The sequence below is a fragment of the Streptomyces sp. YGL11-2 genome (genome assembly GCF_050054615.1).
In the GTDB taxonomy this organism is placed as follows: Bacteria; Actinomycetota; Actinomycetes; order Streptomycetales; family Streptomycetaceae; genus Streptomyces.
Map to the genome: position 1 here is coordinate 1 of NZ_JBNHIN010000071.1, position 25,021 is coordinate 25,021.

At 72.9% G+C, this 25,021-nt stretch carries 21 protein-coding genes; 8 read left to right on the plus strand and 13 right to left on the minus strand.

What is annotated here, in order from left to right; genetic code table 11:
* From ACO1BR_RS39565 to ACO1BR_RS39600, 8 genes are all read right to left on the minus strand, one after another.
* Positions 1-764: AMP-binding protein (locus ACO1BR_RS39565; RefSeq protein WP_426799971.1), on the minus strand; the 764-nt coding region annotated here is incomplete at its 3' end.
* A gap of 57 nt (positions 765-821) precedes the next feature.
* The gene (locus ACO1BR_RS39570; RefSeq protein WP_426799948.1) at positions 822-2,009 is read right to left on the minus strand and encodes an acyl-CoA dehydrogenase family protein; all 1,188 of its coding nucleotides are present in this window, start codon (positions 2,007-2,009) and stop codon (positions 822-824) included.
* 50 nt (positions 2,010-2,059) lie between these two features.
* Complete coding sequence (locus tag ACO1BR_RS39575) at positions 2,060-3,955, minus strand: biotin carboxylase N-terminal domain-containing protein (RefSeq protein ID WP_426799972.1); 1,896 nt, start codon at positions 3,953-3,955, stop codon at positions 2,060-2,062.
* A gap of 43 nt (positions 3,956-3,998) precedes the next feature.
* Positions 3,999-5,597 carry an acyl-CoA carboxylase subunit beta gene (locus ACO1BR_RS39580; protein WP_426799949.1) on the minus strand — a complete coding sequence of 533 codons (1,599 nt, stop codon included), beginning with the start codon at positions 5,595-5,597 and terminating at the stop codon, positions 3,999-4,001.
* Positions 5,594-7,300, minus strand: coding sequence for an acyclic terpene utilization AtuA family protein (locus ACO1BR_RS39585; RefSeq protein ID WP_426799950.1), 1,707 nt, complete (start codon positions 7,298-7,300; stop codon positions 5,594-5,596). Before ACO1BR_RS39585 ends, ACO1BR_RS39580 begins: the two co-directional genes overlap by 4 nt.
* Positions 7,297-8,100 (minus strand): TIGR03084 family metal-binding protein, encoded by an 804-nt coding sequence (locus ACO1BR_RS39590; RefSeq protein WP_426799951.1) that lies wholly within the window; start codon positions 8,098-8,100, stop codon positions 7,297-7,299. The genes ACO1BR_RS39585 and ACO1BR_RS39590 overlap by 4 nt, the downstream gene beginning before the upstream one ends.
* 244 nt (positions 8,101-8,344) lie before the next feature.
* The gene (locus ACO1BR_RS39595) at positions 8,345-8,536 is read right to left on the minus strand and encodes a DUF397 domain-containing protein (protein ID WP_426799952.1); all 192 of its coding nucleotides are present in this window, start codon (positions 8,534-8,536) and stop codon (positions 8,345-8,347) included.
* A 2-nt stretch (positions 8,537-8,538) separates the two neighbouring features.
* Complete coding sequence (locus ACO1BR_RS39600) at positions 8,539-9,357, minus strand: helix-turn-helix domain-containing protein (protein WP_426799953.1); 819 nt, start codon at positions 9,355-9,357, stop codon at positions 8,539-8,541.
* Positions 9,358-10,006: 649 nt separating this feature from the next.
* Here ACO1BR_RS39600 and ACO1BR_RS39605 point away from each other — a divergent pair.
* On the plus strand, positions 10,007-10,735 hold the full coding sequence (locus ACO1BR_RS39605) for a hypothetical protein (RefSeq protein WP_426799954.1): 729 nt from the start codon (positions 10,007-10,009) through the stop codon (positions 10,733-10,735).
* A 281-nt stretch (positions 10,736-11,016) separates the two neighbouring features.
* Here the strand turns inward: ACO1BR_RS39605 and ACO1BR_RS39610 are convergent, their stop codons facing one another.
* A complete protein-coding gene (locus ACO1BR_RS39610) occupies positions 11,017-11,949 on the minus strand; it encodes an EamA family transporter (RefSeq protein WP_426799973.1) in 933 nt (310 codons plus the stop codon).
* A gap of 176 nt (positions 11,950-12,125) precedes the next feature.
* Between ACO1BR_RS39610 and ACO1BR_RS39615 the strand changes: the two genes are divergently transcribed.
* Positions 12,126-12,995 (plus strand): LysR family transcriptional regulator, encoded by an 870-nt coding sequence (locus ACO1BR_RS39615; protein WP_426799955.1) that lies wholly within the window; start codon positions 12,126-12,128, stop codon positions 12,993-12,995.
* Here the strand turns inward: ACO1BR_RS39615 and ACO1BR_RS39620 are convergent.
* Positions 12,992-16,012, minus strand: coding sequence for an FAD-binding and (Fe-S)-binding domain-containing protein (locus ACO1BR_RS39620; protein WP_426799956.1), 3,021 nt, complete (start codon positions 16,010-16,012; stop codon positions 12,992-12,994). The genes ACO1BR_RS39615 and ACO1BR_RS39620 overlap by 4 nt on opposite strands.
* Before the next feature lie 76 nt (positions 16,013-16,088).
* Here ACO1BR_RS39620 and ACO1BR_RS39625 point away from each other — a divergent pair, with 76 nt between their 5' ends.
* On the plus strand, positions 16,089-16,289 hold the full coding sequence (locus tag ACO1BR_RS39625) for a hypothetical protein (protein ID WP_426799957.1): 201 nt from the start codon (positions 16,089-16,091) through the stop codon (positions 16,287-16,289).
* Positions 16,290-16,389: 100 nt separating this feature from the next.
* Here ACO1BR_RS39625 and ACO1BR_RS39630 read toward each other — a convergent pair whose 3' ends face one another.
* On the minus strand, positions 16,390-17,844 hold the full coding sequence (locus ACO1BR_RS39630) for an FAD-binding oxidoreductase (protein WP_426799958.1): 1,455 nt from the start codon (positions 17,842-17,844) through the stop codon (positions 16,390-16,392).
* 158 nt (positions 17,845-18,002) lie between these two features.
* Here ACO1BR_RS39630 and ACO1BR_RS39635 point away from each other — a divergent pair, with 158 nt between their 5' ends.
* From ACO1BR_RS39635 to ACO1BR_RS39655, 5 genes are all read left to right on the plus strand, one after another.
* Positions 18,003-18,983 (plus strand): helix-turn-helix transcriptional regulator, encoded by a 981-nt coding sequence (locus ACO1BR_RS39635; protein WP_426799959.1) that lies wholly within the window; start codon positions 18,003-18,005, stop codon positions 18,981-18,983.
* 103 nt (positions 18,984-19,086) lie between these two features.
* The gene (serC, locus tag ACO1BR_RS39640; protein ID WP_426799960.1) at positions 19,087-20,205 is read left to right on the plus strand and encodes a phosphoserine transaminase; all 1,119 of its coding nucleotides are present in this window, start codon (positions 19,087-19,089) and stop codon (positions 20,203-20,205) included.
* A gap of 172 nt (positions 20,206-20,377) precedes the next feature.
* On the plus strand, positions 20,378-20,812 hold the full coding sequence (locus ACO1BR_RS39645; RefSeq protein WP_426799961.1) for a PPOX class F420-dependent oxidoreductase: 435 nt from the start codon (positions 20,378-20,380) through the stop codon (positions 20,810-20,812).
* Positions 20,813-20,834: 22 nt separating this feature from the next.
* Positions 20,835-21,515 carry a GDSL-type esterase/lipase family protein gene (locus tag ACO1BR_RS39650; protein ID WP_426799962.1) on the plus strand — a complete coding sequence of 227 codons (681 nt, stop codon included), beginning with the start codon at positions 20,835-20,837 and terminating at the stop codon, positions 21,513-21,515.
* A 79-nt stretch (positions 21,516-21,594) separates the two neighbouring features.
* On the plus strand, positions 21,595-22,593 hold the full coding sequence (locus tag ACO1BR_RS39655) for an aldo/keto reductase (protein WP_426799963.1): 999 nt from the start codon (positions 21,595-21,597) through the stop codon (positions 22,591-22,593).
* A 221-nt stretch (positions 22,594-22,814) separates the two neighbouring features.
* On the opposite strand, the gene thpR is transcribed toward ACO1BR_RS39655, so the two are convergent.
* Both thpR and ACO1BR_RS39665 read right to left on the minus strand, forming a co-directional pair.
* Positions 22,815-23,378, minus strand: a complete 564-nt coding sequence (thpR, locus tag ACO1BR_RS39660; RefSeq protein WP_426799964.1) for an RNA 2',3'-cyclic phosphodiesterase — start codon at positions 23,376-23,378, stop codon at positions 22,815-22,817.
* Positions 23,379-23,578: 200 nt separating this feature from the next.
* On the minus strand, positions 23,579-25,015 hold the full coding sequence (locus tag ACO1BR_RS39665) for an MFS transporter (RefSeq protein ID WP_426799965.1): 1,437 nt from the start codon (positions 25,013-25,015) through the stop codon (positions 23,579-23,581).
* Between the last annotated feature and the right edge of the window lie 6 nt (positions 25,016-25,021).

The following is a 25,021-nucleotide window of genomic DNA, read 5'->3' on the forward strand; positions in this document are numbered from 1 at the left end:
GTACCTGGTTGGGTACCGGGGCGGCGTCGTTCCTGGTCAGAGGCGCATGTCGAGCCCCTGATGCGTTGTGCCCCTTTAGAGCCGTAGATGTGGAAGAAGGGCAGCACGGCCAGGATCCGGTCGCCGGGTCCGTTGGACATCAGCGGGGCGAGCTGGGCCAGGTTGGTGGCGATGCTGCGGTGGGTGAGCATCACGCCCTTGGGGGTGCCGGTGGTGCCGGAGGAGTACGGGAGTGCGGCGAGGTCCGTGGTGGCGTCCAGGTCGAGGGCCGCCGGGGGCTCGGGGGCGTCCGCGGCGAGCAGGTCGCCGATCGAGCGATGGCCCTCGGCCCGGTCGCAGACGAGGATGTCGGCGATGCCCCCGGCCTTCCGGGCGGCGCCGCGCGCGGTCTCCAGCAGCGCCGCCACGGTCACGATCCGGCGGGCGCCGGAATCCCGTAACTGTCGGGCGAACTCCTCCTCCGTGGCCAGCGGGTGGACGGTGGTGACCGCCGCCCCGCACCGCGAGGCGGCGTAGAAGACGGCGGGAAAGGCCACGGAGTTGGGGCTGTGCAGGGCCAGCACGTCGCCCTTGCGGAGCCCGGACGCGGCGAGGCCGGCCGCGATCCGGCGGCTGCGCCGGTCGAGTTGGGCGTAGCTGACGGTGCTGCCGTCGACGCCGTCGATCAGTGCGGGCCGCTCTCCGTACTCCGCCGCCCGCCCGAGGACAGCCTCGTGGATGGGCAGCTCCACGGGAGCGACATCGGCGTATGCGCTGCGGTACACGTGGGAATCCATGCCGGGGCCTTTCCTTCGGTGGGTCCGGGCGGACGCGGTCCGGTCTCAGTACGACTTGGGCAGCCCCAGCGACTGGTGCGAGACGAAGTTGAGGATCATCTCGCGGCTGACCGGGGCGATCCGGGCCACCCTGGCGGCGGTGATCAGCGACGCGAGCCCGTATTCGCGGGTCAGACCGTTGCCGCCCAGGGTGTGCACGGCCTGGTCGACGGCGTGGACCGCGGCCTCGGCCGCCGCGTACTTGGCCATGTTGGCGGCCTCGCCGGCGGCCAGGTCGTCGCCCGCGTCGTACAGGAGCGCCGCCTTCCGCATCATCAGCCCGGCCAGCTCCAGTTCGATGTGGGACTGGGCGAGCGGGTGCGCGAGGGCCTGGTGGGCGCCGATGGGCTCCTTCCAGACCTGGCGGGTGCGGGCGTAGTCGACGGCCCGGCCGAGGGCGTAGCGGCCCATCCCGAGGGCGAACGCGGCGGTCATGATGCGCTCGGGGTTGAGGCCGGCGAACAGCTGGAGCAGCCCGGCGTCCTCGTCGCCGACCAGGGCGCCGGCGGGCAGCCGCACCTCGTCGAGGGTCAGCTCGAACTGCTTCTCCGGGGCGGCCAGTTCCATCGGTATCGGGCTGCGCCCGAAGCCGGGGGTGTCGCGCGGAACGATGAACAGGCAGGGCTTGAGCTTCCCGGTCCGGGCGTCCTCGGTGCGGCCGACGATCAGCGTCGCGTCGGCAATGTCGACGCCGGAGATGAAGACCTTCCGCCCGTTGAGCACCCAGTCTCCGCCGTCCCTGCGGGCGGTGGTGGTGATCCGGTGCGAGTTGGACCCGGCGTCCGGTTCGGTGATGCCGAAGGCCATCGTGCGGCTGCCGTCGGCCAGCCCCGGCAGCCAGCTGCGCTTCTGCTCCTCGGTGCCGAACCGGGCGATGACCGTGCCGCAGATCGCCGGGGAGACCACCAGCATCAGCAGCGGGCAGCCGGCCGCCCCCAGCTCCTCCAGCACGAGGGAGAGTTCGACGATGCCGCCGCCTCCGCCGCCGTACTCCTCGGGCAGGTTGACGCCGAGGTAGCCCGACTTGGCCGCCTCGGCCCAGAGTTCGTCGGGGTGCTTGCCGTCGGCGACGACCCGGGCGAAGTACTCCCGGCCGTAGCGTTTGCCGAGCGCCGCCACGGCGGCGCGCAGCGCGCGGTGTTCCTCGGACTCGATCACAGGGTTGCTCGCGGCCTTGCTCGGGACGTTGCTCATGCCGGCTCCTTGTGGCGGTGGGTGAGGGACGTGCGGGTACGGCGGCCGCCTCAGTCGGTGACGACGGCGAGCAGCGCACCGACCTCGACCTGCTGCCCCGTACGGGCGGGCAGGGACGTGAGGGTGCCGGCCGCGGGCGCGGTGATCTTGTGCTCCATCTTCATGGCCTCCAGCCACAGCAGCGGCTGGCCGGCCGCGACCCGGTCCCCCTCGGCGAGGCCGTCCGCGATCCGTACGACGGTGCCGGGCATCGGGGCGAGCAGCGAACCGGGCTCCGTACGGGCGGCGGGGTCGGGGAAGCGGGGCAGCGCGGTGAAGGCACGGGCGCCGGACGGCGCGTCGACATGGACCCGGTCGCCGTAGCGGGCGACCGTGAACCGCCGCCGCAGGCCGTCGACTTCGAGCACCACCGCGTCCGGCCCGAGGGAGCGGAGCCGGACACCGGGGAAGTCCTCGGCGTCCAGGCCGTCGCGCCCGAGCCGGTAGCGGACCGCGTACTCCTTGCCGGCCCGTGCATAGGTCTTGACCTGCGGGCCGGACGGGACGTTGCGGAAGCCCCCGAAGCGGGAGCGGCCGTGCGCGTCGGCGAGGGCCGCGGCCAGCGCGTACACCGCGTCGCCGGCCGGTTCGGGCGCGGTGAGGGCGGCGAGGTGGCGGTCGTAGAAGCCGGTGTCCAGTCCGGTGGCGCCGGCGAACTCCGGGTGCCGCAGCGTCCGCACCAGCAGGTCCCGGTTGGTGACCGGCCCGTGGATGCGGGCCCGTTCCAGGGCGCCCGCCAGCTTCCGTACGGCCTCCTGGCGGGTCGGCGCCCAGGAGATCACCTTGGCCAGCATCGGGTCGTAGTGGACGGTGACGGTGTCCCCGTCGGTGACGCCGGAGTCCAGCCGCACGCCGTCCGGCAGCGCCAGCCGGTGCACGGTCCCGGTCTGCGGCTGCCAGCCGGCCGCCGGGTCCTCCGCGTAGAGCCGCGCCTCCACGGCGTGCCCGTGCGGCTCGGGAAGTTCGGCGGGCAGCGGCCGGCCCTCCGCGATGCTCAGCTGGAGGGCCACCAGGTCGATCCGGTAGATCTCCTCGGTGACCGGGTGCTCCACCTGGAGCCGGGTGTTCATCTCCAGGAAGTACGCGCGCCCGTCGGCCGAGACCAGGAACTCGACGGTTCCCGCGCCCCGGTAGCCGATGGCGCGCGCTGCCTGGGCGGCGGCCCGGTGCAGGGTGTCGCGCAGCGCGTCGGGCAGTCCGGGGGCCGGGGCCTCCTCGATGACCTTCTGGTGGCGCCGCTGGAGCGAGCAGTCGCGGGTGCCGAGCGTCCAGACCGCGCCGTGCGCATCGGCGAGGACCTGCACCTCGACGTGCCGCCCGCCCTCCACATACGGCTCGACGAAGACCTCCCCGTCCCCGAAGGCCGCCGCGGCCTCCGCCCGCGCCGACGCCAACTCCCCTTCCAGGACGCCCAGTTCCCGCACGATCCGCATCCCGCGCCCACCGCCCCCGGCCGCCGCCTTCACCAGCAGCGGCAGCTCGTCGGCGGTGGCGGCGAACGGGTCGACGGCGGCGAGCAGCGGCACCCCGGCCGCCGCCATCAGCTCCTTGGCACGGGTCTTGGAGGCCATCGCCGCGATGGCGGCGGGCGGCGGCCCGATCCAGCACAGGCCCGCGTCCGCCACCGCGGCGGCGAACTCCTCGCTCTCGGACAGGAACCCGTACCCCGGGTGGACGGCGTCCGCCCCGGCCGCCAGCGCCGCCTTCACGATCAGATCGCCGCGCAGATACGTGTCGGCCGGCGCATCGCCCCAAAGCCGCACCGCCGTGTCCGCCTCCCGCACGTGCGGGGCGTCCGCGTCCGCGTCGGAGTGCACCGCGACGGTCGCGATGCCCAGGTCGCGGCAGGTACGGAAAACCCGGCGGGCGATCTCCCCCCGGTTGGCCACCAGCACCGAACGGATCACCGTGCGCCCCTCCACCGCAGAATCGACCACTCTCATCGGAACCTCACATCCGGAAGACGCCGAAGCCGCCCCGCGCGCCCTCGACCGGCGCGGTGTGGAGGGCAGACAGACACAGGCCGAGGACGGTACGGGTGTCGCGCGGGTCGATGACACCGTCGTCGTACAGCCGCCCGGACAGGAACATCGGCAGCGACTCGGACTCGATCTGCTGCTCCACCATGGCGCGCAGCCCCGCGTCCGCCTGGTCGTCGTACGGCTGCCCCTTCGCCGCCGCCGAGGCGCGCGCCACGATGGACAGCACCCCGGCCAGCTGCTGCGGCCCCATCACGGCGGATTTGGCGCTCGGCCAGGCGAACAGGAACCGGGGGTCGTACGCCCGCCCGCACATCCCGTAGTGCCCGGCCCCGTACGAGGCACCCATCAGCACGGACAGATGCGGCACCCGCGAATTCGACACCGCATTGATCATCATCGCGCCGTGTTTGATGATCCCGCCCTGCTCGTACTCCCTGCCGACCATATAGCCCGTGGTGTTGTGCAGGAACAGCAGCGGAATATCCCGCTGGTTCGCCAACTGGATGAACTGCGCGGCCTTTTGGGACTCCGCGCTGAAAAGCACCCCCTGCGCGTTGGCGAGGATCCCGACCGGATAGCCGTGCAACTCCGCCCAACCGGTCGCCAGACTGGCCCCGTACAGCGGTTTGAACTCGTCGAAATCCGACCCGTCCACGATCCGGGCGATGACCTCACGCGGATCGAACGGCGCCTTGAGGTCGCCGGGGACGATCCCCAGCAGCTCCTCCTCGTCGTGTTGCGGCGGCGCCGCCGGCCCCGGATCGCCGTGCGCCTTGCGCCAGTTGAGCCGCGCCACCACCCGCCGCGCCTGCCGCAGCGCGTCCGGCTCGTCCACCGCGAAGTAGTCCGCGAGCCCGGAGGTCCGGGCGTGCATCTCGGCGCCGCCCAGCGACTCGTCGTCACTCTCCTCCCCGGTCGCCATCTTCACCAGCGGCGGCCCGCCGAGAAAGACCTTGGCCCGCTCCTTCACCATGATCACGTGGTCCGACATCCCCGGCACATAGGCACCACCGGCCGTGGAATTCCCGAACACCACGGCCACCGTCGGAATCCCCGCCGCCGACAGCCGCGTCAGGTCCTTGAACAGCGCCCCGCCCGGAATGAAGATCTCCTTCTGGCTCGGCAGATCGGCACCGCCCGATTCCACCAGACTGACCACCGGCAGCCGATTGGCGAACGCGATCTCGTTCGCCCGCAGGGCCTTCTTCAGCGTCCACGGATTGCTCGCCCCACCGCGTACGGTCGGGTCGTTGGCAGTGATCAGGCACTCCACGCCCTCGACCACCCCGATCCCGGTGACCAGCGAAGCGCCCACCGTGTACGCGCTCCCCCAGCCCGCCAGCGGCGACAGCTCCAGAAACGGCGTATCGGGGTCCAGCAGCAGCTCGATCCGCTCCCGGGCGAGCAACTTCCCCCGCCCGCGGTGCCGGTCGACGTACTTCTGCCCGCCCCCCGCGACCGCCTTGGCGTGCTCGGCCGCCACCTCCCCCAGCTTCTCCAGCATCGCCGCACGCCGCTCGACGTACTCGGCGCCGGCCGTATCCAGCGCACTCCCGAGGACGCTCACAGCAAAACCTCCGGTATCTCCAGATGGCGGGAGCGCAGCCACTCCCCCAGCGCCTTGGCCTGCGGATCGAACCGCGCCTGCGAGGCGACGCCCTCCCCCAGCAGCCCCTGCACCGTGAAATTCAGCGCCCGCAGATTCCCCAGCACATGCCGTTCAACGACCAACTCGGCTGTCTCTGGGAGCAGTTGCCGGACCCGCTCCACGGTCAGCTCATGCGCCAGCCACCGCCAGGCGGCGTCCGAACGGACCCACACCCCCACATTCGCCGAGCCGCCCTTGTCGCCGCTCCGGGCCCCCGCCACCGCCCCCAGAGGAGCCCGCCGGGTGGGCCCGGGAGCCAGCGGCACGGGCAGCTCCCCCACGAGGGGTGAACCGTCCGCAACGATCACCTCGGCCGCCGGAATCTCCACCCGCCGCCCGTCCGGCAGCACCGCCACCTGCGGCACCTCCGCCGCCGCGACGTACTCCGCCGCGAACACCCCGTACGGCGAGCCCCTGCCGGGCGGCGCCGTCACATGGAACCCGGGACAGCTGGCCAGCGCCAGTTCCACCGCCGCGCCGCTGACCGCCCGGCCGACGGCCTCGGGATCCGGATCCCGTACGACGAGCCGCAGCAGCGCGCTCGCTTCCTCCTGGACGCCCGCGTCGGCGTGATCCGTCCGCGCGAGCGTCCACCGCACCTGCGCCGGACGGCGCCCGGCCCGCTCCAGCGCATCCTCGAACTGCCCGCGCACCAGTGCCGCCTTGGCGTCGATGTCGAGCCCGGTGAGCACGAACACGACCTCGTTGCGCCAGCCGCCCATACGGGTCAGCCCGACCTTCAGCGTCGAGGGCGGCGCCTCGCCCCGCACGCCACCGATCCGCACCCGGTCCGGACCGTCCTGCGTCAGCCGCACGCTGTCCAGCCGCGCCGTCACATCGGGCCCCAAGTAGCGCGGCCCGCCGGTCTCGTACAACAGCTGGGCGGTGACGGTACCGACGGTGACCGCGCCCCCGGTCCCCGGATGCTTGGTGATCACGGCGCTGCCGTCCGCGTAGATCTCGGCCAGCGGAAACCCGGGCCGCCGCACATCGTGCTCCCCGAAGAACGCGTAGTTCCCGCCCGTCGCCTGCGTCCCGCACTCCAGCACATGCCCCGCGACGACCGCGCCCGCCAGCCGGTCGTAGTCGTCCGGCGCCCAGCCGAAGTGCGCCGCGGCCGGCCCGGTGACCAGCGCCGCGTCCGTCACCCGCCCGGTCACCACCACCTCCGCACCGGCCCGCAGACACTCCGCGATCCCCGCCCCGCCCAGGTACGCGTTGGCGGTGAGCACCCCCTCGCCCCACCCCCGGCCCGCCACGTCATCGCCCTCGACATGCGCGACCCGCACCGGAACCCCGACCCGCTCCCCCAACTCCCGTACGGCATCGGCAAGTCCGGCCGGGTTCAGCCCACCCGCGTTCGCAACGATCTTCACACCCCGCTCGACGGCGAGCCCGAGCCCCTCCTCCAACTGCCGCAGAAAGGTCTTGGCGTACCCCAGGCGCGGATCCTTCAGCCGGTCCCGGCCGAGGATCAGCATCGTCAGCTCGGCGAGATAGTCCCCGGTCAGCACGTCCAGCGGCCCACCGGTCAGCATCTCCCGTACGGCATCGAACCGGTCGCCGTAGAACCCGGACGCGTTCCCGATCCGCAGCGGCTCCGCCACCCCCGGCTCCGTCATCGCCGCACCCCGCCCGGCGCCCGCCCCGGCCCCGCCGGCCCGGCGAAGGACTGCGCGATGTCCAACCACCGGTCCGCATCCGCCCCCGTCGCCACGACGGAGACATCGTCCCGGTGTACCCGCTGCGTCACCAGCAGGCAGAAGTCCAGCGCCGTCCCCGTCACCCGCTGCGCCGCGCCCTGAGGCCCGAACGTCCACACCTCCCCATCAGGGGCGGCCAACTCCACCCGGAACTCCTCCCCCGGCGGCGTCAGCCCGCGCACCGCATACGCGTAGTCCCGGGCCCGCACCCCGATCCGCGCCACATGCCGCAGCCGCGCCGTCGGCACCCGCCGCACCCCCAGCGCATCCGCCACGTCCTGCCCGTGCGCCCAGGTCTCCATCAATCGGCCCGTGGCGACCGACGCCACGCTCATCGGCGGCCCGTACCAAGGGAGTTTGGCGCCCGCCGGCTGCGCGGCCAGCACCCGCCGCAACTCCGCGCGCCCCGCCCGCCACCGGGCCAGCAACTCGGCAGGAGCCAACCGGGCCCCACGCTCCGCCCCCTCGTCCACGAAGGTCTCCGGCGAGGCAAGCGCCGTCCGCACCTCCGCCGCGAACCCGTCCGGATCCACGGCGGACTGCACCGCCCGCTCATCCGTCCAGGCAAGGTGCGCGATCTGGTGCGCGATGGTCCACCCGGCGGCCGGCGTCGCCCTCCCCCACTCCTCTTCCGGGAGTCCCGCCACCAGCCCGTCCAGCTCCTCACCCTCGGCCCGCAGGTCCTCAAGGACCTCCCGAACCTCCCGCGGATCGGCCATCCTGCGCTCTCCTCGTCGACGCCATAGCCCATGTCCCCTGAGGGAAGGGCGCGTTGAGTGCTGCGGTGCGGGTTCCGAGGGTGGCAGCGCGCCCAGAAACAATCAAGCACGCATGCATGATTTTTTGCCAGAGATCACCGTGTCATCCGGTTGGCCCAGCCGTTGCACAGCGTGAACCTCCGTCACCGGAGCCCCCGTTGAACTCCCCCGCCCGGTTCAGCTTCCCCGCCCGGGCGGGGGTTCCTCACTCCGCCGAGGCGGCGTGGCGGAGGAAGGCGGACCAGGTGGCGGGCAGCACGGAAAGGCGCGGGCCCGCCGTGCGCTTCGAGTCGCGTATATGCACGTGAGCGGTGCCGGGACCGACCGCAACCTCGACACATTCACCGCCGGCCGAGCCGCTGTAGCTCGACTTTCGCCAGGTCAGTTCGCTACTCATGCCTACCCCGCCAACTTCTCGATGAATTTGATGGATTCCCCGGTGGACAGGGCCTGCGTACGGATCATTCCATAGCGCCTCACCAGGTCTCCGACCTCCTTTCGGTCAGAGACGAGCTGGCTCCTCGCGTGCCCCTCCACATAGCCCAGCATGCGCAGCTCGGGCATCTCCACCAAGACCAATGGACCGTCGATGCAGGGGTGTTCCGCAGCGTCTGTCGGCATGACCTGGAGAGAGACGTTGCGCAGCTGTAGCCGCTCCAAGACCGTCGCCATCTGCTCCCGGTGAACTTTCCGGCCGCCGATCGGACGCTCCAGCGCGCACTGCTCGACGATGAAATGCAACGGCGGCCGGTCCTCACGGGTGAGCAGCCCCTGCCGTTCGAGCCTGCCGGAAACCAGACGTTCCGTCTCACCATCACTGTGGGCAGGGACATGCGATTCGATCACCGCACGCGCATAGTCCTTCGTCTGCAGCAGCCCCGGCACGACGAGCGTCTCGTACGAGCAACGACCCACGCAGTTCCGTTCCAGCTTCGCCAAGTCGCGGAAGAACGGCGGATACCGCGCTTCCTCCAGCAGCGGAATCGCCGCCCGCAGCACGCCATTCGCCCCCAGCAGCTCATCCGCCCGTTCCACCGTCGCAGGGTCCGGGATGCGCTGGGCCAACTCGTACGACTTGATCGTGTGTGACGCGTACCCAAGCCGCCTCCCCAGTTCTTCCCGACTCAGTTCGGCCAGCTCCCTGAAGAGCTTCAGCTGCCCACCGAACACACGCAGCGCCACCGACGCCCGCTCCCCACCACCGTCTGTATTCACCATGCCTCCTCAGGTACAGCTACGAACACCGTCCGTATGCGCGCCATTACTGTGCAGGCTAGGCACGGACGCCGACCATAGGGGCCATGAATCAGAAAAAGCCCTCATCCGGGGACAGTCCATTGGCCCAAGGTCGAGTCGCCGCACAGGAGTTGGCGGCAGCGCTCGCCTCCGTAGGGTTCACATTCCCCTCCCTCCGAGGCGACTTTCCCGTAACGGACCGGGCCCACGTCCAGCTCGGCGGAGTATCCGCAACCGAAGCATTCCGACTCGCCGCATGGATTCGGGAACGGACGGAAACGCGGGGTCGGAAGCCGTGAAGATCAGTCCCCGCCGGATGACACTCTCGGTGTACCGGGTTTCGGCGGTCGGTGACCGTATCCCGATCCGCCAGGTCGTCGTACGAAGCGACGACCCCTGGCAGATCACCGACGACGCTCCGGGCCGCTATCCACCGTGCCAGTGCCCCAGTTGCGGGCGGGGTGGCAGACGGGAGAATGGTGACTAACTACAGGAGCCTAGCCCGCGGTTACCGTTTCTCGCCGCCTGGCACGGGCGGCTTCCTGCACCTGCTGGACTGCTGCCGAAACCTGCCACCCGAGGGCTCACGAGGGACGCACCGCCTCAAGCACACGAGCGGTTGGAGAAAAACATGGCTCGGGCCACAGGAAAGTTCGGAAAACTCGGTCCCCAATTCCCCGTCGAAATAAGGGATTTCACGGAATACCAGACGGTTCCGCTGGCTGCCCCGCCGCCGACCGTCTACTGGGAGAAAAACGTCAGTACCTGGCCGATGGACGGCAACGACCAGTACGGCGACTGCACCATGGCCGCCGCCGCGCACGCGATCCAGTCCTGGAACGCCCAGACCACCGAGGACCTGACGGTCCCGACCGAGCAGCAGGTCGTCCAGGAGTATCTGCAGCTGTCCGGCGGGCAGGACACCGGACTGGTCGAGTCCAATGTGCTCAAGACCTGGCAGAACGGTGGCCTGTGGGGCAACCGCGTGGTGGCGTACGCCCCGGTGAACGTCCACGACCTGAACGCGATCCGGCAGACCATCGCGCTCTTCGGCGCCGTCTACGCCGGCATCCAGGTACCGGCCAACGCCCAGCAGCAGTTCCGCGACGGCAAGCCGTGGACGCTGGATCCCGGCTGGCAGGAGCAGCCGATCGAGGGCGGGCACGCGATCCCGTTGCTCGGCTACGACGCGGACTACCTCTACGCGATCACTTGGGGCGCGGTCCAGCCGATCGCCTGGGACTGGTGGTCCACGTACTCCGACGAGGCATGGGCCGTGCTGTCGGAGGAGTACGAGGAGAAGGGCACGGTCAACGGCATCGACCTGGCCACGCTGAAGCAGGACCTGCAGAAGGTCTAACCGCGGCCGAACACGCTCGCACCCCGGTGGGACGGCCCCACCGGGGTGCGGTCGGCGACGGCGCAGGGCCGGAGGGATGTACCGGAGTGCGCCCGCAGGACCTGGAGCGAACGCCGGGGTATGCGTCATCTACACACCAGATGCGCCCGCAGCGTGGGGGCACCTCCCGACCGAAGGCTGGGGGAGAACTCCGGTGCAGCCCTCCGGCCCCCACCCACCGGGCAGAACCCGAGGCCACGCCAGCCCCCACCGAGGCCACGCCAGCCCCCACACACAGGCCCTCAGCGCCGCCGAGACCCGCTCAGCACCGCACCCGCACTCGCCACCACCACCAACCCGATGGCGACCAACTCCACCCACCCCAACGACTGGTGCAGCACCAGGAATCCGGCGGTGGCCGCCGCGGCCGGCTCCAGGCTCATCATGACCGCGAAGCCGGAGGCGGGCAGCTTGCGCAGGGCCAGCAGCTCCAGCGTGTACGGCATCACCGAGGACATCAGCGCCACCGCCGCCCCCAGCCCCAGCGTGACCGGGTCGAGCAGCGCCGACCCCGCGCTGAAGGCCCCGAGCGGCAGACTGAGCAGCGCCGCGACCGTCATGGCCAGCGCCAGCCCGTCCGCCTGCGGGAACCGCTGTCCAGTACGGGCCGACAGCAGGATGTACGCGGCCCAGAGCCCGCCCGCCGCCAGCGCACACCCGGCCCCGAGCGGATTCAGCCCATCGAATCCGGCACGCCCCAGCAGCACGACGCCGCCCAGCGCCAGCGCAGCCCACAGCACGCTCAGCAGCCGCCGCGACGTGGCGACCGACAGGATCAGCGGACCGAGGAACTCCAGCGTGACCGCCGCGCCCAGGGGGATGCGGTCAATGGCCTGGTAGAAGAGCGAGTTCATGCCGACGAGGGCGACGCCAAAGGCGAGCACCGTGGCCCAGTCGCCGCGCGTGTAGCCGCGGACCTTCGGCCGGCAGGCGATCAGCAGCACCAACGAAGCCACGACCAGCCGCAGCGTGACGACGCCCAGCGCACCGACCCGCGGGAACAGCAGCACCGCCACCGACGACCCGAACTGCAGCGTGACGATCCCGCCGATCACCAGCGCCACCGACCCGAGCCGGGCACGCGCCCCCGCGGGCCCCGCGGCCCCGGCCTCCACCTCGGCGGTCAGCACCTCAGGCGAGGCCGGCACCGGCTGCGGTATCGCACCCTCGGCTATCGCGCCGGCGGAACCGGAGGAACCCACCGACGCGGCGGAAGGGTCGGGCGCAGAAGAGACGGACGTGGCCGGGAAGGAGCCGTCGGAACCGGCGGGCGATGCGTTCACACCCCCACGCTAAGGCCCGCCTTCCGGCATGTGAAATGCCATTTTCCCCGTTGTTATGCTCCGCACACATGAGCATCGAGCTGCGTCATCTCCGCTGCTTTCTCGCCATCGCCGACACCCTCAGCGTGACCCGCGCCGCCGAACGCCTGCACCTGACCCAGCCCGCCGTCTCCCGTACGCTCCGGCAGCTGGAGCAGGACCTCGGCGTGCGCCTCGTCGACCGCTCCACCCACCACCTCGCCCTCACCCCGGACGGCCTCGCCTTCCGCGACCAGGCCGCCATCGCGGTCACCGCCTTCGACCGGGCCCTCGGCCACGCCCGCCGTACCGGCTGGCCGCTGCGCCTGGGCCACGCCTGGTCCGCGGCCGGTACGGACACCACTGCGCTGCTCCGCCGCTGGCACGAGAAGCACCCGGGCACCCCCCTCGAACTCCTCCGCATCGACGACCGCACGGCCGGCCTCGCCCGCGGCGACGTGGACGCGGCCCTGCTGCGCGGCGAGGTCCGCGCCCCCGGGCTGATCACCGAGCAGCTGACGACGGAGCCCCGCGTGGCCGGCCTCCCCGCCGACGACTCGCTGGCCCGCCGCCCTGCCCTCTCCCTCTCCGATCTCGCCGACCGCACCCTCGCCCTCAACACGGTCTCCGGGATCACCACCCTCGACCTGTGGCCCGCCACCGCCCGCCCCGCCGCGACGATCACCATCGGCAACACGGACGACTGGCTCGCCGCCATCACGGGCGGCCGTGCCATCGGCGTCACCACGTCGGCCACCGCCGAGATGCACCCGCATCCGTCGATGGCGTACGTCCCGCTGACCGACGCCCCACCCGTCCCGGTCGTGATCGCCTGGCGCGACGGCCCGGGACACCCGCGTATCCCGGACCTGGTGGCCCTGGCCCACGAGGTGATGGGCCGCCGCGCCGACGCCCCCTAGGGCACATCGCGACCAGCATCCCCCCGCCCCTCCACCCCACCAGGCCCCAACCCCTCCGCCAGCACCTCCGCCAGATGACGTCCCCGCCGCGCCCCGAGCTGGTCGAGCTGGGTGCGGCAGGAGAAGCCGTCCGCGAGGATCTCCGCGTCCGCGGCGGCGCCTCGCACCGCGGGCAGGAGCTGTTCCTCGGCGCAGGTCACGGACACGTCGTAATGCCCGCGCTCGAAGCCGAAGTTGCCGGCCAGGCCGCAGCAGCCGCCGCTCAACTCGCCGCTCAGCCCGGCCCGTTCCCGCAGCCTTCGGTCGGCGGCGTCGCCCAGGACGGCGTGCTGGTGGCAGTGGGTCTGGCCGGCGACCGGGCGGTCGAGGCGGGGCGGGGTCCAGTCGGGGGCCCGTTCCTCCAGGACCTCGGCGAAGGTCCGGACGGAGGCGGCGAGCCGGGCGGCCCGCGGGTCATCGTCGCCGGCGAGCAGCTCCGGCAGGTCCGTACGGAGGGCGGCGGCGCAGCTCGGTTCGAGGACGACGAGCGGGAGGCCGCCCTGCAGCAGCGGTTCGAGGACGTCGACGGTGCGGCGCATGACGGCCCGCGCCCGGTCGAGCTGGCCGGTGGAGACGTAGGTCAGGCCGCAGCACAGGGCGGGGCGGCGCAGCCGGGAGAGGGGGAGGGCGTGGCCCGCGGGGCGGACGGGGGTGGCGGGCGGGAGCAGTGGGCGCAGACCGGCGTCCTCCAGGACGCGTACGGCGGCGCGGCCGACCTGCGGGGAGAGGTAGTTGGTGAAGGTGTCGGGCCAGAGGAGGACGGTGCGGTCGGCGGCGTGGCCGCCGCCTCCTTGCCCTGCCTGCCCCGCCTTGAGCCGGTTCCACCACCACCGGCTGAACGTTTCGGTGGCCAGGGCCGGGATCGTCCGCTCGGGGGCGATCCCGGCGATGCGCTGGGCGACGGCGGCCAGCGGCGTGCGGGCGAGGGCGTTGAGGAGCGGTGCGGCGGGGGCGGCGGCGCGCAGCCACTGCGGCAGGCGGCCCAGCGCGTAGTGGGCGGCGGGGCGGATCCGGCCCGCGTAGTGGTGGTGCAGGAACTCGGCCTTGTAGGTGGCCATGTCGACGCCCACGGGGCAGTCGCTGCGGCAGCCCTTGCAGGACAGGCAGAGGTCGAGCGCGTCGCGTACTTCCGGGGAGCGCCAGCCGTCCGTGACGACCTCGCCGGCCAGCATCTCGTGCAGCAGCCGGGCCCGCCCGCGGGTCGAGTGCTGCTCCTCGCCGGTGGCGCGGAAGGAGGGGCACATCACGTCGGCGGAGCCCGGAGCGACCGCGCTCGTCCGGCACTTGGCGACGCCCACGCAGCGGCGTACGGCGGCGGAGAAGTCACCGTTGTCGTGCGGATAGCCGAACTCGACCGGGACGGGGCGCCGGGGGAGCACGGCGAAGCGGAGGTTCTCGTCGAGCCGGGCGGGGCGTACCAGCATGCCGGGGTTGAGGCCGGCGGCAGGGTCCCACAGGTCCTTGAACCGGCCGAAGAGGCCGACCAGTTCGTCGCCGTACATCTTGGGGAGGAGTTCGGCGCGGGCCTGCCCGTCACCGTGTTCGCCGGAGAGCGAGCCGCCGTGGGCGACCACCAACGCGCCGAGGTCGTAGGAGAATTCGCGGAAGCGGCGGATGCCGGGGGCGGTCAGCAGGTCGAAGTCGATGCGGACGTGGATGCAGCCGTCGCCGAAGTGGCCGTAGGGAGTGCCGCGCAGCCCGTGCTGGGTGAGCAGGGCGCGGAAGTCCCGCAGATACGGGCCGAGTCGGGCGGGCGGTACGGCGCAGTCCTCCCAGCCGGGCCAGGCTTCCCTGCCGTCCCGGAGGCGGGTCGCGGTGCCCGAGGCGTCCTCGCGGATGCGCCACAGCGCGCGCTGTCCGGCCGGGTCGACGACCACCGTACGGCCGGTGGCGCCGTCCGCGGCAGCCGCCCGGCACAGCCCCTCGGCCCGTGCGGTCGCCTCGGCCCGGCTCTCCCCGCCCATCTCCACGAACAGCCAGGCGCCGCCCTTCGGCAGCCCGGTGGCGTCGCCGACCAGGTCGGCGGCCATGCCCTCGACGGTCAGCGGTTCGTGCGGGAGCAGGGTGTGCGCGGCCTCGGCGGCGGCGCTCTCGTCGGGGTAGGCGAGCACGGCGACCACCCGCGCCGCCGGGGTGTCGACGAGCCGTACGGTGGCCTCCGTGACGACCCCGAGGGTGCCCTCGCTGCCGGTGAGGGCACGGGCCAGGTCGGTGCCGTTCTCCGGGAGCAGGGCGTCGAGCGCGTATCCGGAGATCCGGCGCGGGAGGCCGGTGGGGTAGCCGGTCCGCAGCAGCGCCAACTCCCCGTCCACCAGGGCTCTTACGCCGTCCCGCAGGCGGGGCGGCAGTCCGGTGGGGCGACCCGCAGGGTCCGTGCCGCGGCCGGCCCGTACCGCTTCGCCGCCGTAGGTCAGCAGCTCCAGTTCGCGGACGTTGTCGGCGGTGGTGCCCCAGGCCACCGAGTGCGATCCGCAGGAGTTGTTGCCGATCATGCCGCCCAGGGTGCAGCGGCTGTGGGTGGAGGGGTCGGGCCCGAAGGTGAGGCCGTGCGGGGCGGCGGCGGCCCGCAGGTCGTCCAGAATGACGCCCGGCTGGACGACGGCCGTACGGGCTTCGGGGTCCAGCGACACGATCCGGTGCAGATGGCGGGTGAAGTCGAGGACCACGCCGGTGCCGGTCGCCTGCCCGGCGATGCTGGTGCCGCCGCCGCGCGGCACCACGGGGACGCCGCGCTCCCGGCACACCCGCAGCGCCGCCGCGACGTCCTCGGCGTCCCGGGGCGCGACCACCGCGTCCGGGACCCGCCGGTAGTTGGACGCGTCCATCGTCATCAGCGCCCGGTCGGCGGCGGTGGCCGAGACCTCGCCCCGTACCGCCGCGGCCAGTTCGCGTGCCAGGGCCGCCCGGGCGGCCGTGCCCGATCCGCTCGTACCCGATCCGTCGCCGTTCCGCTTGTCCGTCTCCGTGCGATCAGCCATGACTCCAGGGTGCCCGGAAGGGGCGGGGGTCGATCAAGGGCTGTGGATAACAGTGTCGCCACCTAGCATGGAACACATGAGCGACGACACATCCGGTGGCACGTCCCACCACACGGCCCACCACGCCTCTCACCACCCGTCGGACGATGGCTCCCCCTGGCAGCCGCACCGGTCGTCCGGCAGTCCGTCGTCGCTGGACACGCTGCGCCGCGCGGCCCGATGGGAGACGCTCGCCATCCTCGTGGCGCTGCTCGTCCTCGCGGCCGTCTTCAGCTAGCCGTGCGGGGGCGGTCGGTACGGGCCGGCCGTTCGGGCGGAGGACGCCCCCGCGGCGGGCATGCGGGCCGTCGGCGTACGGGCAGCCGGCGTAGGGGAGTTCACGCCCCGTACGGGTGGAAGCGGAAGACGTTCGCCGGGTCGTGGGTGGCCTTGAGGGCGGCCAGTCGCGCCCGGTCCGCCGCACCGTGGGCGCTGCGCGCCACGTCCGCCGCATCCGCCCGGTCCCGCTGCGCGCCGAAGAGGAAGTTCACGCTCCGGCCGAGCCGCCAGGGCGCGACCGCCGCCAGCGCCTCGGCGTGCACCGCCCGTACGGTCGCCAGGTCCGCCTCCGGGTCGGCGGTGCCCAGCGGCGACAGCAGCCGCAGCGCGAACCGCGCCTCCCGATGGCCGACCGCACCAGTCCCGGTCGCCAGCGCACCGCCCAGGTGGTTCAGCTGGACCACGACCATCACCGGCGCGGCCGGCCCGGTCAGTTCGGCCACCCGGCGCAGCGCCGCCGCGTCCAGGCCGCTGAGCAGTGCGTTGTCGCCGTTGTAGGGGTGCGGATCGCTCGGGTCGCGGTGGATGGTGTGCGACTCGGCGTACGGCATCTCGCGCAGGTCGTCGCTGATCACCGGGCCCAGTGCGCGCAGCGGCGCCACCAGCCGCTCGCCCTCCTCGGCGCTCCCCGTGTACGCGATGCGGATCTGGAGGAGATGGCGCCCGCGGAGCGGCGCGGGCAGCTGCGGGAGGTCGGGGTAGACGATGAGCGCGAGGGACGAGGTCAGCTCGTCGGGGACGGTGTCGGTCCAGCGCAGATACGCCTCCAGCGCGTCCCCGATCTGCGCCCCGCCGAAAACGAGTTGGCCACCGTAGAGCCGCGCCACCGGCACCAGCCCGAACTCCATCGCGGTCACCACCCCCAGGCCGTGGCCGCCGCCGAGCAGGCCCCGGAAGAGGTCGGGTTCGTGGTCGGCGGTGACCCGCACCCGGCGCGCGTCGGCGGTGACCAGCTCGACGGCCCGCACCTGGTCGGCGGCGTACCCGTAGGTGCGGGCCAGCACCCCGACGCCGCCCCCGAGGGTGTACGAGACGACCCCGACCCCGGGAGACGAGCCGTTGAGCGGCGCGAGCCCGTGGGGGGCCGCCGCCTCGATGACCTGCCCCCAGACGGCGCCCGCCTCGACCCGCGCGGTGCGCGTCGCCGGGTCCACCCGCACTCCGGCCATCCGCCGGGTGCTGATCAGCAGTCCGCCGTCGGTCGCGGCGGACAGCCCGTGCCCGGTGGCCTGGACTGCGACCGGCAGCCCCTGCGCGCGGGCGAAGCCGACCGCGGCCGCGACGTCCGCGGCGTCCACCGCCCCGACGACGACCGCCGGCCGGTGCCGGTACGCGGCCTGGAACCCGGAGCGTTCGGCGTCGTAGCCCGCGTCGCCGGGGACCAGGACGGGTCCCCCGACCTGCGCTGCGAGGGCGGCCAGGGCGTCGGGGTCGAGCGGGGCGGGAGCCTCGGCGGCGGTGGCGGCGGGGGCAGCGGCGGGGCGGGGCCGGGCGAGAAGCTCTTCGGTCGTCATGCGCCGCACTCTGGAGCAATAACCTGACACCTGCCGTCATATATGGACGGCACCTGACGTCAGCAATCGAGCGGCTGTGGACCGGCCCCCGGAAGCGGGCGGCGCGGGCCGCGAAACCCGGCTGTCGAGCGGGGGTGCGACCCGGCTATAAACCGGGAGTGAAGTCCGACCGCCTGCTCTCGATCCTGCTGCTCCTCCAGACCCGCGGCCGGGTCCCGGCCGGCGAACTCGCCACGCGCCTGGAGGTCTCCACCCGGACCGTCTACCGCGACGTCGAGTCCCTGTCGGCGGCCGGTGTGCCGGTCTACGCCGAGCGCGGGCGGCACGGCGGGATCGCGCTGCTGCCCGGCTTCCGCACGGACGTGACGGGGATGACCACCGACGAGGCCCGCGCGCTGTTCATCCTGGCCGCGCAGGGCGCGCACTCCGCCCTCGGCCTGGACGGCGCGCTGAGCTCGGCGCTGCGCAAGGTGATGGCGGCGCTGCCGGCCCCGCACCGCCCGGCCGCCGAACTCGCCGGCCGTCGCATCCTGGTGGACCCGGACCGCTGGCTGAGCGGGCCGCGCCCCGCCGTCAACCTGGACGAGCTGCACACCGCCGTCTTCACCGACCAGCGGCTGCGGATCCGCTACCGGCACGGCGGCGAGACGGCGCTGCGCACCTACACCGTCGACCCGTACGGCCTGGTCGCCAAGGCCGGCACCTGGTACCTGGTCGCCGACCGGCGCGGCCGGCCACGGCTGTTCCGGGCCGACCGGGTGGCGTCGGCGGCCCTCACCGACGCCCCGGTGCGGCGCCGGCCGGGCGTGGAGCTCACGGACGTCTGGCAGGTGCTGCGCCGCGAGGTGGAGGAGCGGCCGGCGGACGTCCGGGTCACCGCCCGGATCCGCCCGGACCGGCTGGATCTGGCCGTGCGAATCCTGGGCGGGGCGCTGACCGGGCCGCCGCGCACCGACGCCCCGGACGGGGACGGCTGGGCCGTCATCGAGCTGGCGTACCCGGTGCTCCCCGCCGTCCGCCAGCTGCTCCAGTTCGGCGACACCCTCGAAGTCCTGCACCCGCCCGAGGCCCGCCGGGTCCTGGCCCGCGCCGCGGCCGACCTCACCGCCCTCTACGCGGCGGACGCCCCGCCCCCGTGAGCGCCGCCCCGTCCCCTTTCCCGCCCGTCCACACTCCGGCCGCCCGTCATCTCATCCGCTGGACGCGGCCTCCGGGCCCGGCCGGACCCTTTAGGCTTCCTCCGTGGCTGATATCCAGATCCCCGCTGACATCAAGCCCGCCGACGGACGGTTCGGCGCGGGCCCCTCCAAGGTGCGTACGGAGGCGCTCGACGCCCTCGCCGCCACCGGTTCCTCTCTTCTCGGCACGTCCCACCGCCAGGCCCCGGTCAAGAACCTGGTCGGCAAGGTGCGCGACGGCGTGCGCGACCTCTTCCAGCTGCCCGAGGGCTACGAGGTCGTCCTCGGCAACGGCGGTTCCACCGCGTTCTGGGACATCGCGACGCACGGCCTGATCGAGAACAAGTCGCAGCACCTGTCCTTCGGCGAGTTCTCCTCGAAGTTCGCCAAGGCCGCCAAGCTGGCGCCGTGGCTTGCCGAGCCCACCGTCATCTCCGCCGACCCGGGCAGCCACCCGGAGCCGCGGGCCGAGGCGGGCGTGGACGTCTACGCCTTCACCCACAACGAGACCTCCACCGGCGTCGCCGCCCCCATCCGCCGGGTGACCGGCGCGGACGAGGGTGCCCTGGTCCTGGTCGACGCCACCTCCGGCGCCGGCGGCCTCCCCGTCGACATCGCCCAGACCGACGTCTACTACTTCGCCCCGCAGAAGTCCTTCGCCTCGGACGGCGGCCTGTGGCTCGGGGTGTTCTCCCCCGCCGCCCTGGAGCGCGCCCGCGCCGTCCACGCGTCCGGCCGCCACGTCCCGGAGTTCTTCTCGCTGCCCACGGCGATCGACAACTCCCTCAAGAACCAGACGTACAACACCCCGTCGCTGGCCACCCTCTTCCTGCTCAACGAGCAGCTGGAGTGGATCAACGGCCAGGGCGGCCTGGACTGGGCGGTCGGCCGCACCGCCGCCTCCTCGCGCACCCTCTACAGCTGGGCCGAGGACTCCAAGTACGCCACCCCGTTCGTCACCGACCCGGCAAAGCGCTCGCAGGTCATCGGCACGATCGACTTCAACGACGACATCGACGCCGCGGCGGTCGCCAAGGCGCTGCGCGCCAACGGCATCGTCGACACCGAGCCCTACCGCAAGCTCGGCCGCAACCAGCTGCGCATCGCGATGTTCCCGGCGATCGACCCGTCGGACGTCGAGGCCCTGACGGCCTGCGTCGACTACGTGATCGGCCAGCTGTAACAGCACCGCACCGCATCGACGACGGGCCCCGGCGGACGACCGCCGGGGCCCGTTGCCGTGGTCCGGCAACCCCCGCCGCCGGCACCGTAGTTGTGCGGGCCGGCGGCGCGGCGTACCCGAACGGACGCACCACGGCGTGACGAACCGGGACGTTTGTGCCTCCATGGAGGGCATGACGATTCCTCCCATCCCCGGCCTCGCCCCCTTCGAGCGGCAGGGGACGATCCTGCTCACGACGTACAAGCGGGACGGCACCGGTGTCGGCACGCCGGTGAACATCGCGGTGGACGGCGACCACGCCTACTTCCGCACCTTCGGCAGCGCCTGGAAGGTCAAGCGGATGCGGAACTTCCCCGAGGTGGAGATCCGCACCGCCACCTGGCGCGGCCGGCCCACCGGGCCGGTGCTGCGGGCGCGGGCCCGGCTGCTCGACCCGCGGACCCGCGAATACCGGCGCGCCGAGCGGTCGTTGACGCGCAAGTACCCGCTGACCCACGGGCTGCTGGTGCCGCTGGTGCACCGGCTGAAACGGGAGCGGACGCTCCACTACGAACTGCGGCTGATCGAGGGGGAGGAGGCGTGGCCAGCGTCACGTACCCGCCGGTAGCGTTCTCGGCCATCATGGCCGGATGAGGATCATGTGCGTCGGCGACTCGATGACGATCGGCAGCGCCGGCGATTTCACGTGGCGCTACCGGATGTGGCAGCACCTGAACACGTCCTGCCCCGCCCCGTTCCGCATCGTCGGGCCGCGCCACACACTGCATGACCCGGCCACCGACACCCCCGCCTCGTCCGCGTACGGCGACCCGGACTTCCCGCGGGACGCCCGCCGGCACCTCGCCGGGTGGGGCGAGGGCTGGCTGCACATGGCGCCGCTGATCGGCGACGCGGTGCGCGCGCACGACGCGGACACCCTGCTGGTCTCGCTCGGCCTGATCGACCTCGGCTTCTACACGAACGCGGAGCAGACCGCCGAGAACGTGCGGCGTTTCGTGGCCGGGGCGCGGGCGGCGGCGCCGCACATACGGGCGGTGCTGCTGCCCGTGATACCGAACGTGCGGGCCATGGCGGACCCGGGCTTCGGCGCGCAGTGCGCCCGCTTCAACGAGCTGCTGGCGAAGGCGGTCGCCGATCTGTCCGCGCCCGGCTCGCCGCTGCTGCTGGCCTCCGAGCCGGCCGGCTGGGAGATCGACCGCGCCACGTACGACGGGACGCATCCGTCGGCGTTCGGGGAGCACCTGCTGGCGGGGGCGTTCGCCGACGCGATGCACCAGGCGTGGGGCGTCGGCGGCCCGTACGCCGGATAGCGCGGCCGGCCGTCCGGTCCGCAACTCCCCTTCCCGCGTCCTTGCTTCGAGCGCACTCCAGCGACTTGGCTGGTCGACCATGGAGTACACGCAGCTCGGACGCACCGGACTCAAGGTCAGCCGACTCGTCCTCGGGACGATGAACTTCGGCCCGCAGACCGACGAGGCCGAGAGTCACGGCATCATGGACGCCGCCCTGGACGCGGGCGTCAATTTCCTCGACACCGCCAACGTCTACGGTTGGGGCGAGAACAAGGGCCGCACGGAGGAGATCATCGGCTCGTGGTTCGCCAAGGGCGGCGGGCGGCGGGACCGGACCGTGCTGGCCACGAAGGTGTACGGCAACATGGGCCCGGACGGCGGGCCGGCCTGGCCCAACCACGACCGGCTCTCGGCGCTCAACATCCGGCGGGCGGTGGACGCCAGCCTCCAGCGCCTGGGCACCGACCACATCGACCTCTACCAGTTCCACCACGTCGACCGGAACACGCCCTGGGACGAGATCTGGCAGGCCGTCGACGTCCTCGTCCAGCAGGGCAAGATCCTCTACGCGGGCTCGTCCAACCACGCGGGCTGGCACCTCGCCCGTGCCAACGAGACGGCCGCCCGCCGGGGTTCGTACGGCCTGGTCAGCGAGCAGTGCCTCTACAACCTCGCGGAGCGGCGGGCCGAGATGGAGGTCATCCCGGCGGCGCAAGGCTACGGCCTGGGGGTGATCCCGTGGTCGCCGCTGCACGGCGGGCTGCTGGGCGGGGCGCTGCGCAAGGAGAGGGAGGGCGGCGGCGCCCGATCGGCCAGTGGCCGGGCCGCGGACATGCTCGCCGACCCGGCGACCCGGGCGCAGGTCCAGGCGTACGAGGACCTGCTCGACAAGCACGGGCTGGAGCCCGGCGAGGTGGCGCTGGCCTGGCTGCTGACCCGCCCCGGGGTGACCGGGCCGATCGTCGGGCCGCGAACCGCGGACCAGCTGGCCTCCGCACTGCGGGCACTGGAGCTAACCCTGCCCAAGGAGCTGCTGGCCTCCCTGGACGAGATCTTCCCGGGGCCGGGCCCGTCACCGGAGGCGTTCGCCTGGTGACGCGCCCGGTGAGCGGTGCCGCCCCGCGGATGCGCTGAGCGGGCGGCCGGCGGCCGGTGCCCACCGGCCGCCGTACGCCTGTCGCGCGTCCGCGGCGCAGGTCAGTGCAGCGCCGCCGCCACGACCACGACGACGAGCAGTACGGCGAGCAGACCGGACATGATCCGGTTACGGGTTTTGGGATCCACCCGTCGAGCCTAACCGGCGGCCGACGGCGGCCTTCAGCCGCCCAGCCGCCAGGACGCCACCGCCTCGTAGCGGGGCTGGTTGCCGGGCCCCGGGGCCGGCGGGTGGCTGCGGACCAGGGCGACGTCGGCGACCGTCCAGGGGCTGCTCGCGAAGTCGGCGAGGGCGGTGGCGTACGGGGCGAGGTCCAGCCCGCCGGTGCGGTTGCGGGCGAGGGTGAGGTGCGGGGTGTACGGGCGGTGCTCCTCCATCCGTACGCCCGCCCGGCGGCCGGCCGCCGCGGCCGAGTCCGCGAGGTGGCGCATGGCGGGGCGGTCGCCGTCCGCCCCGGCCCACACCACCCGGTCGCCGAACCGGCCGCCGCCGGCGATCCGCAGCCCGTAGGGGTCGTGCCGGTGGGCGGCGCGGGCCAGCCGCTCGTGGAGGCCGGGGAGCAGGTCCTCGGCCACCTCGCCGTAGAAGGCGAGGGTGAAGTGCCAGCCGTCGCGTCCGGTCCAGCGCAGCCGGTCGGCGTCCGGCAGCCGCTTCAACACGGCCACTTCCGCGGCCAGTTGATCGAGGGCGGGGGCGGGCGGCAGTACGGCGGCGAAGAGTCTCATGGGGCCAGTGTTGCCCAGGGGGGGGGGGGGGGGGGGGTTTNGCGTCCGGCAGCCGCTTCAACACGGCCACTTCCGCGGCCAGTTGATCGAGGGCGGGGGCGGGCGGCAGTACGGCGGCGAAGAGTCTCATGGGGCCAGTGTTGCCCAGGGGCGGCGGCGCGGCCGGTTTCCGCGCCGCCCCCCCACCGGTCACCGGCCGCTCAGGCCGCGGCGGCCAGCTCCTTCTCCGAGGACGTCTCCCCCGGGCCGACCCTCGGGACGAACGCCACGTGCCGGTGCCCGCGCCGCAGGTCTATCCGCAGCCGCAGTCCGCCCACCCTGGCGAGGGCCAGGCCGACCAGCACCGCGGCCGCCATGGAGACCACGCCGCCGGCGAGGAAGCCGATCCGGGGGCCGTAGGCGTCGGTGACCCAGCCGACCACCGGCGCGCCGAGCGGCGTACCGCCCATGAAGACCATCATGAACAGGCTCATCACCCGGCCGCGCATCGCCGGGTCGGTGGCCATCTGGACGCTGGAGTTCGCGGTGACGTTGATCGTCAGGCCGACCAGCCCGATGGGCGCGAGCAGCGCCGCGAAGATCCAGAAGGACGGGGACAGCGCGGCGGCGATCTCCAGCAGGCCGAAGAGCAGCGCCGCGCCGACCAGCATCCGCAGCCGGGAATTCGCCCGCCGCGCGGCGAGCAGCGCGCCGATCAGCGAACCGGCCGCCATCACGACGTTGAACAGGGCGTACGTACCGGCCCCGGCGTGGAAGACCTTGTAGACGAACGCGGTAACCCAGATCGGGAAGTTGAAGCCGAAGGTCCCGATGAAGCCGACCAGGACGATCGGCCAGATCAGCTCGGGGCGGCCGGAGACGTAGCGCAGACCCTCCCGCAACTGCCCCTTGCTGCGCGGCACCCGGTCGACCTTGTGGAGTTCGGCGGTGCGCATCATCAGCAGCCCTGTGATCGGCGCGATGAAGGAGAGGCCGTTGAAGAGGAAGGCCCAGCCGCTGCCGAGGGCGGTGATCAGCACACCGGCGACGGCCGGCCCGATGAGCCGGGCGGACTGGAAGTTGGCGGAGTTGAGGCTGACGGCGTTGCGCAGTTCGTCCTGGCCGACCATCTCGGAGACGAACGCCTGCCGGGCCGGGTTGTCGACGACGGTGACCAGCCCGAGGAGGAAGGCCACCAAGTAGACGTGCCAGACCTGCACATGGCCGCTGAGCGTGAGGACGGCGAGGGCCAGGCCGGTCAGTCCCATCGCGGACTGGGTGAAGAACAGCAGCTTGCGCTTGGCGAAGCGGTCGGTGAGGACACCGCCGTAGAGGCCGAAGAGCAGCATCGGGAGGAACTGGAGGGCGGTGGTGATGCCGACGGCGCCGGAGGAGCCGGTGAGGCTGAGCACCAGCCAGTCCTGGGCGATGCGCTGCATCCACGTGCCGGTGTTGGAGACCACCTGACCGGTGGCGAAGAGGCGGTAGTTGCGTATGCGGAGCGAGCTGAACGTGCCCTTGCGCGGTGTGGCGGCGGGGCCTGCGGCGATACCGGGGGCCTTGGTGGGGCCCGGGGTGGTCGCGGTCGCGTCGTCGGTGACCGTGTCGTTGTGGGAGTTCGGTGCGGGGGCGGAGTGTGCTCCGGATCCCGTACTCAAAGTGGG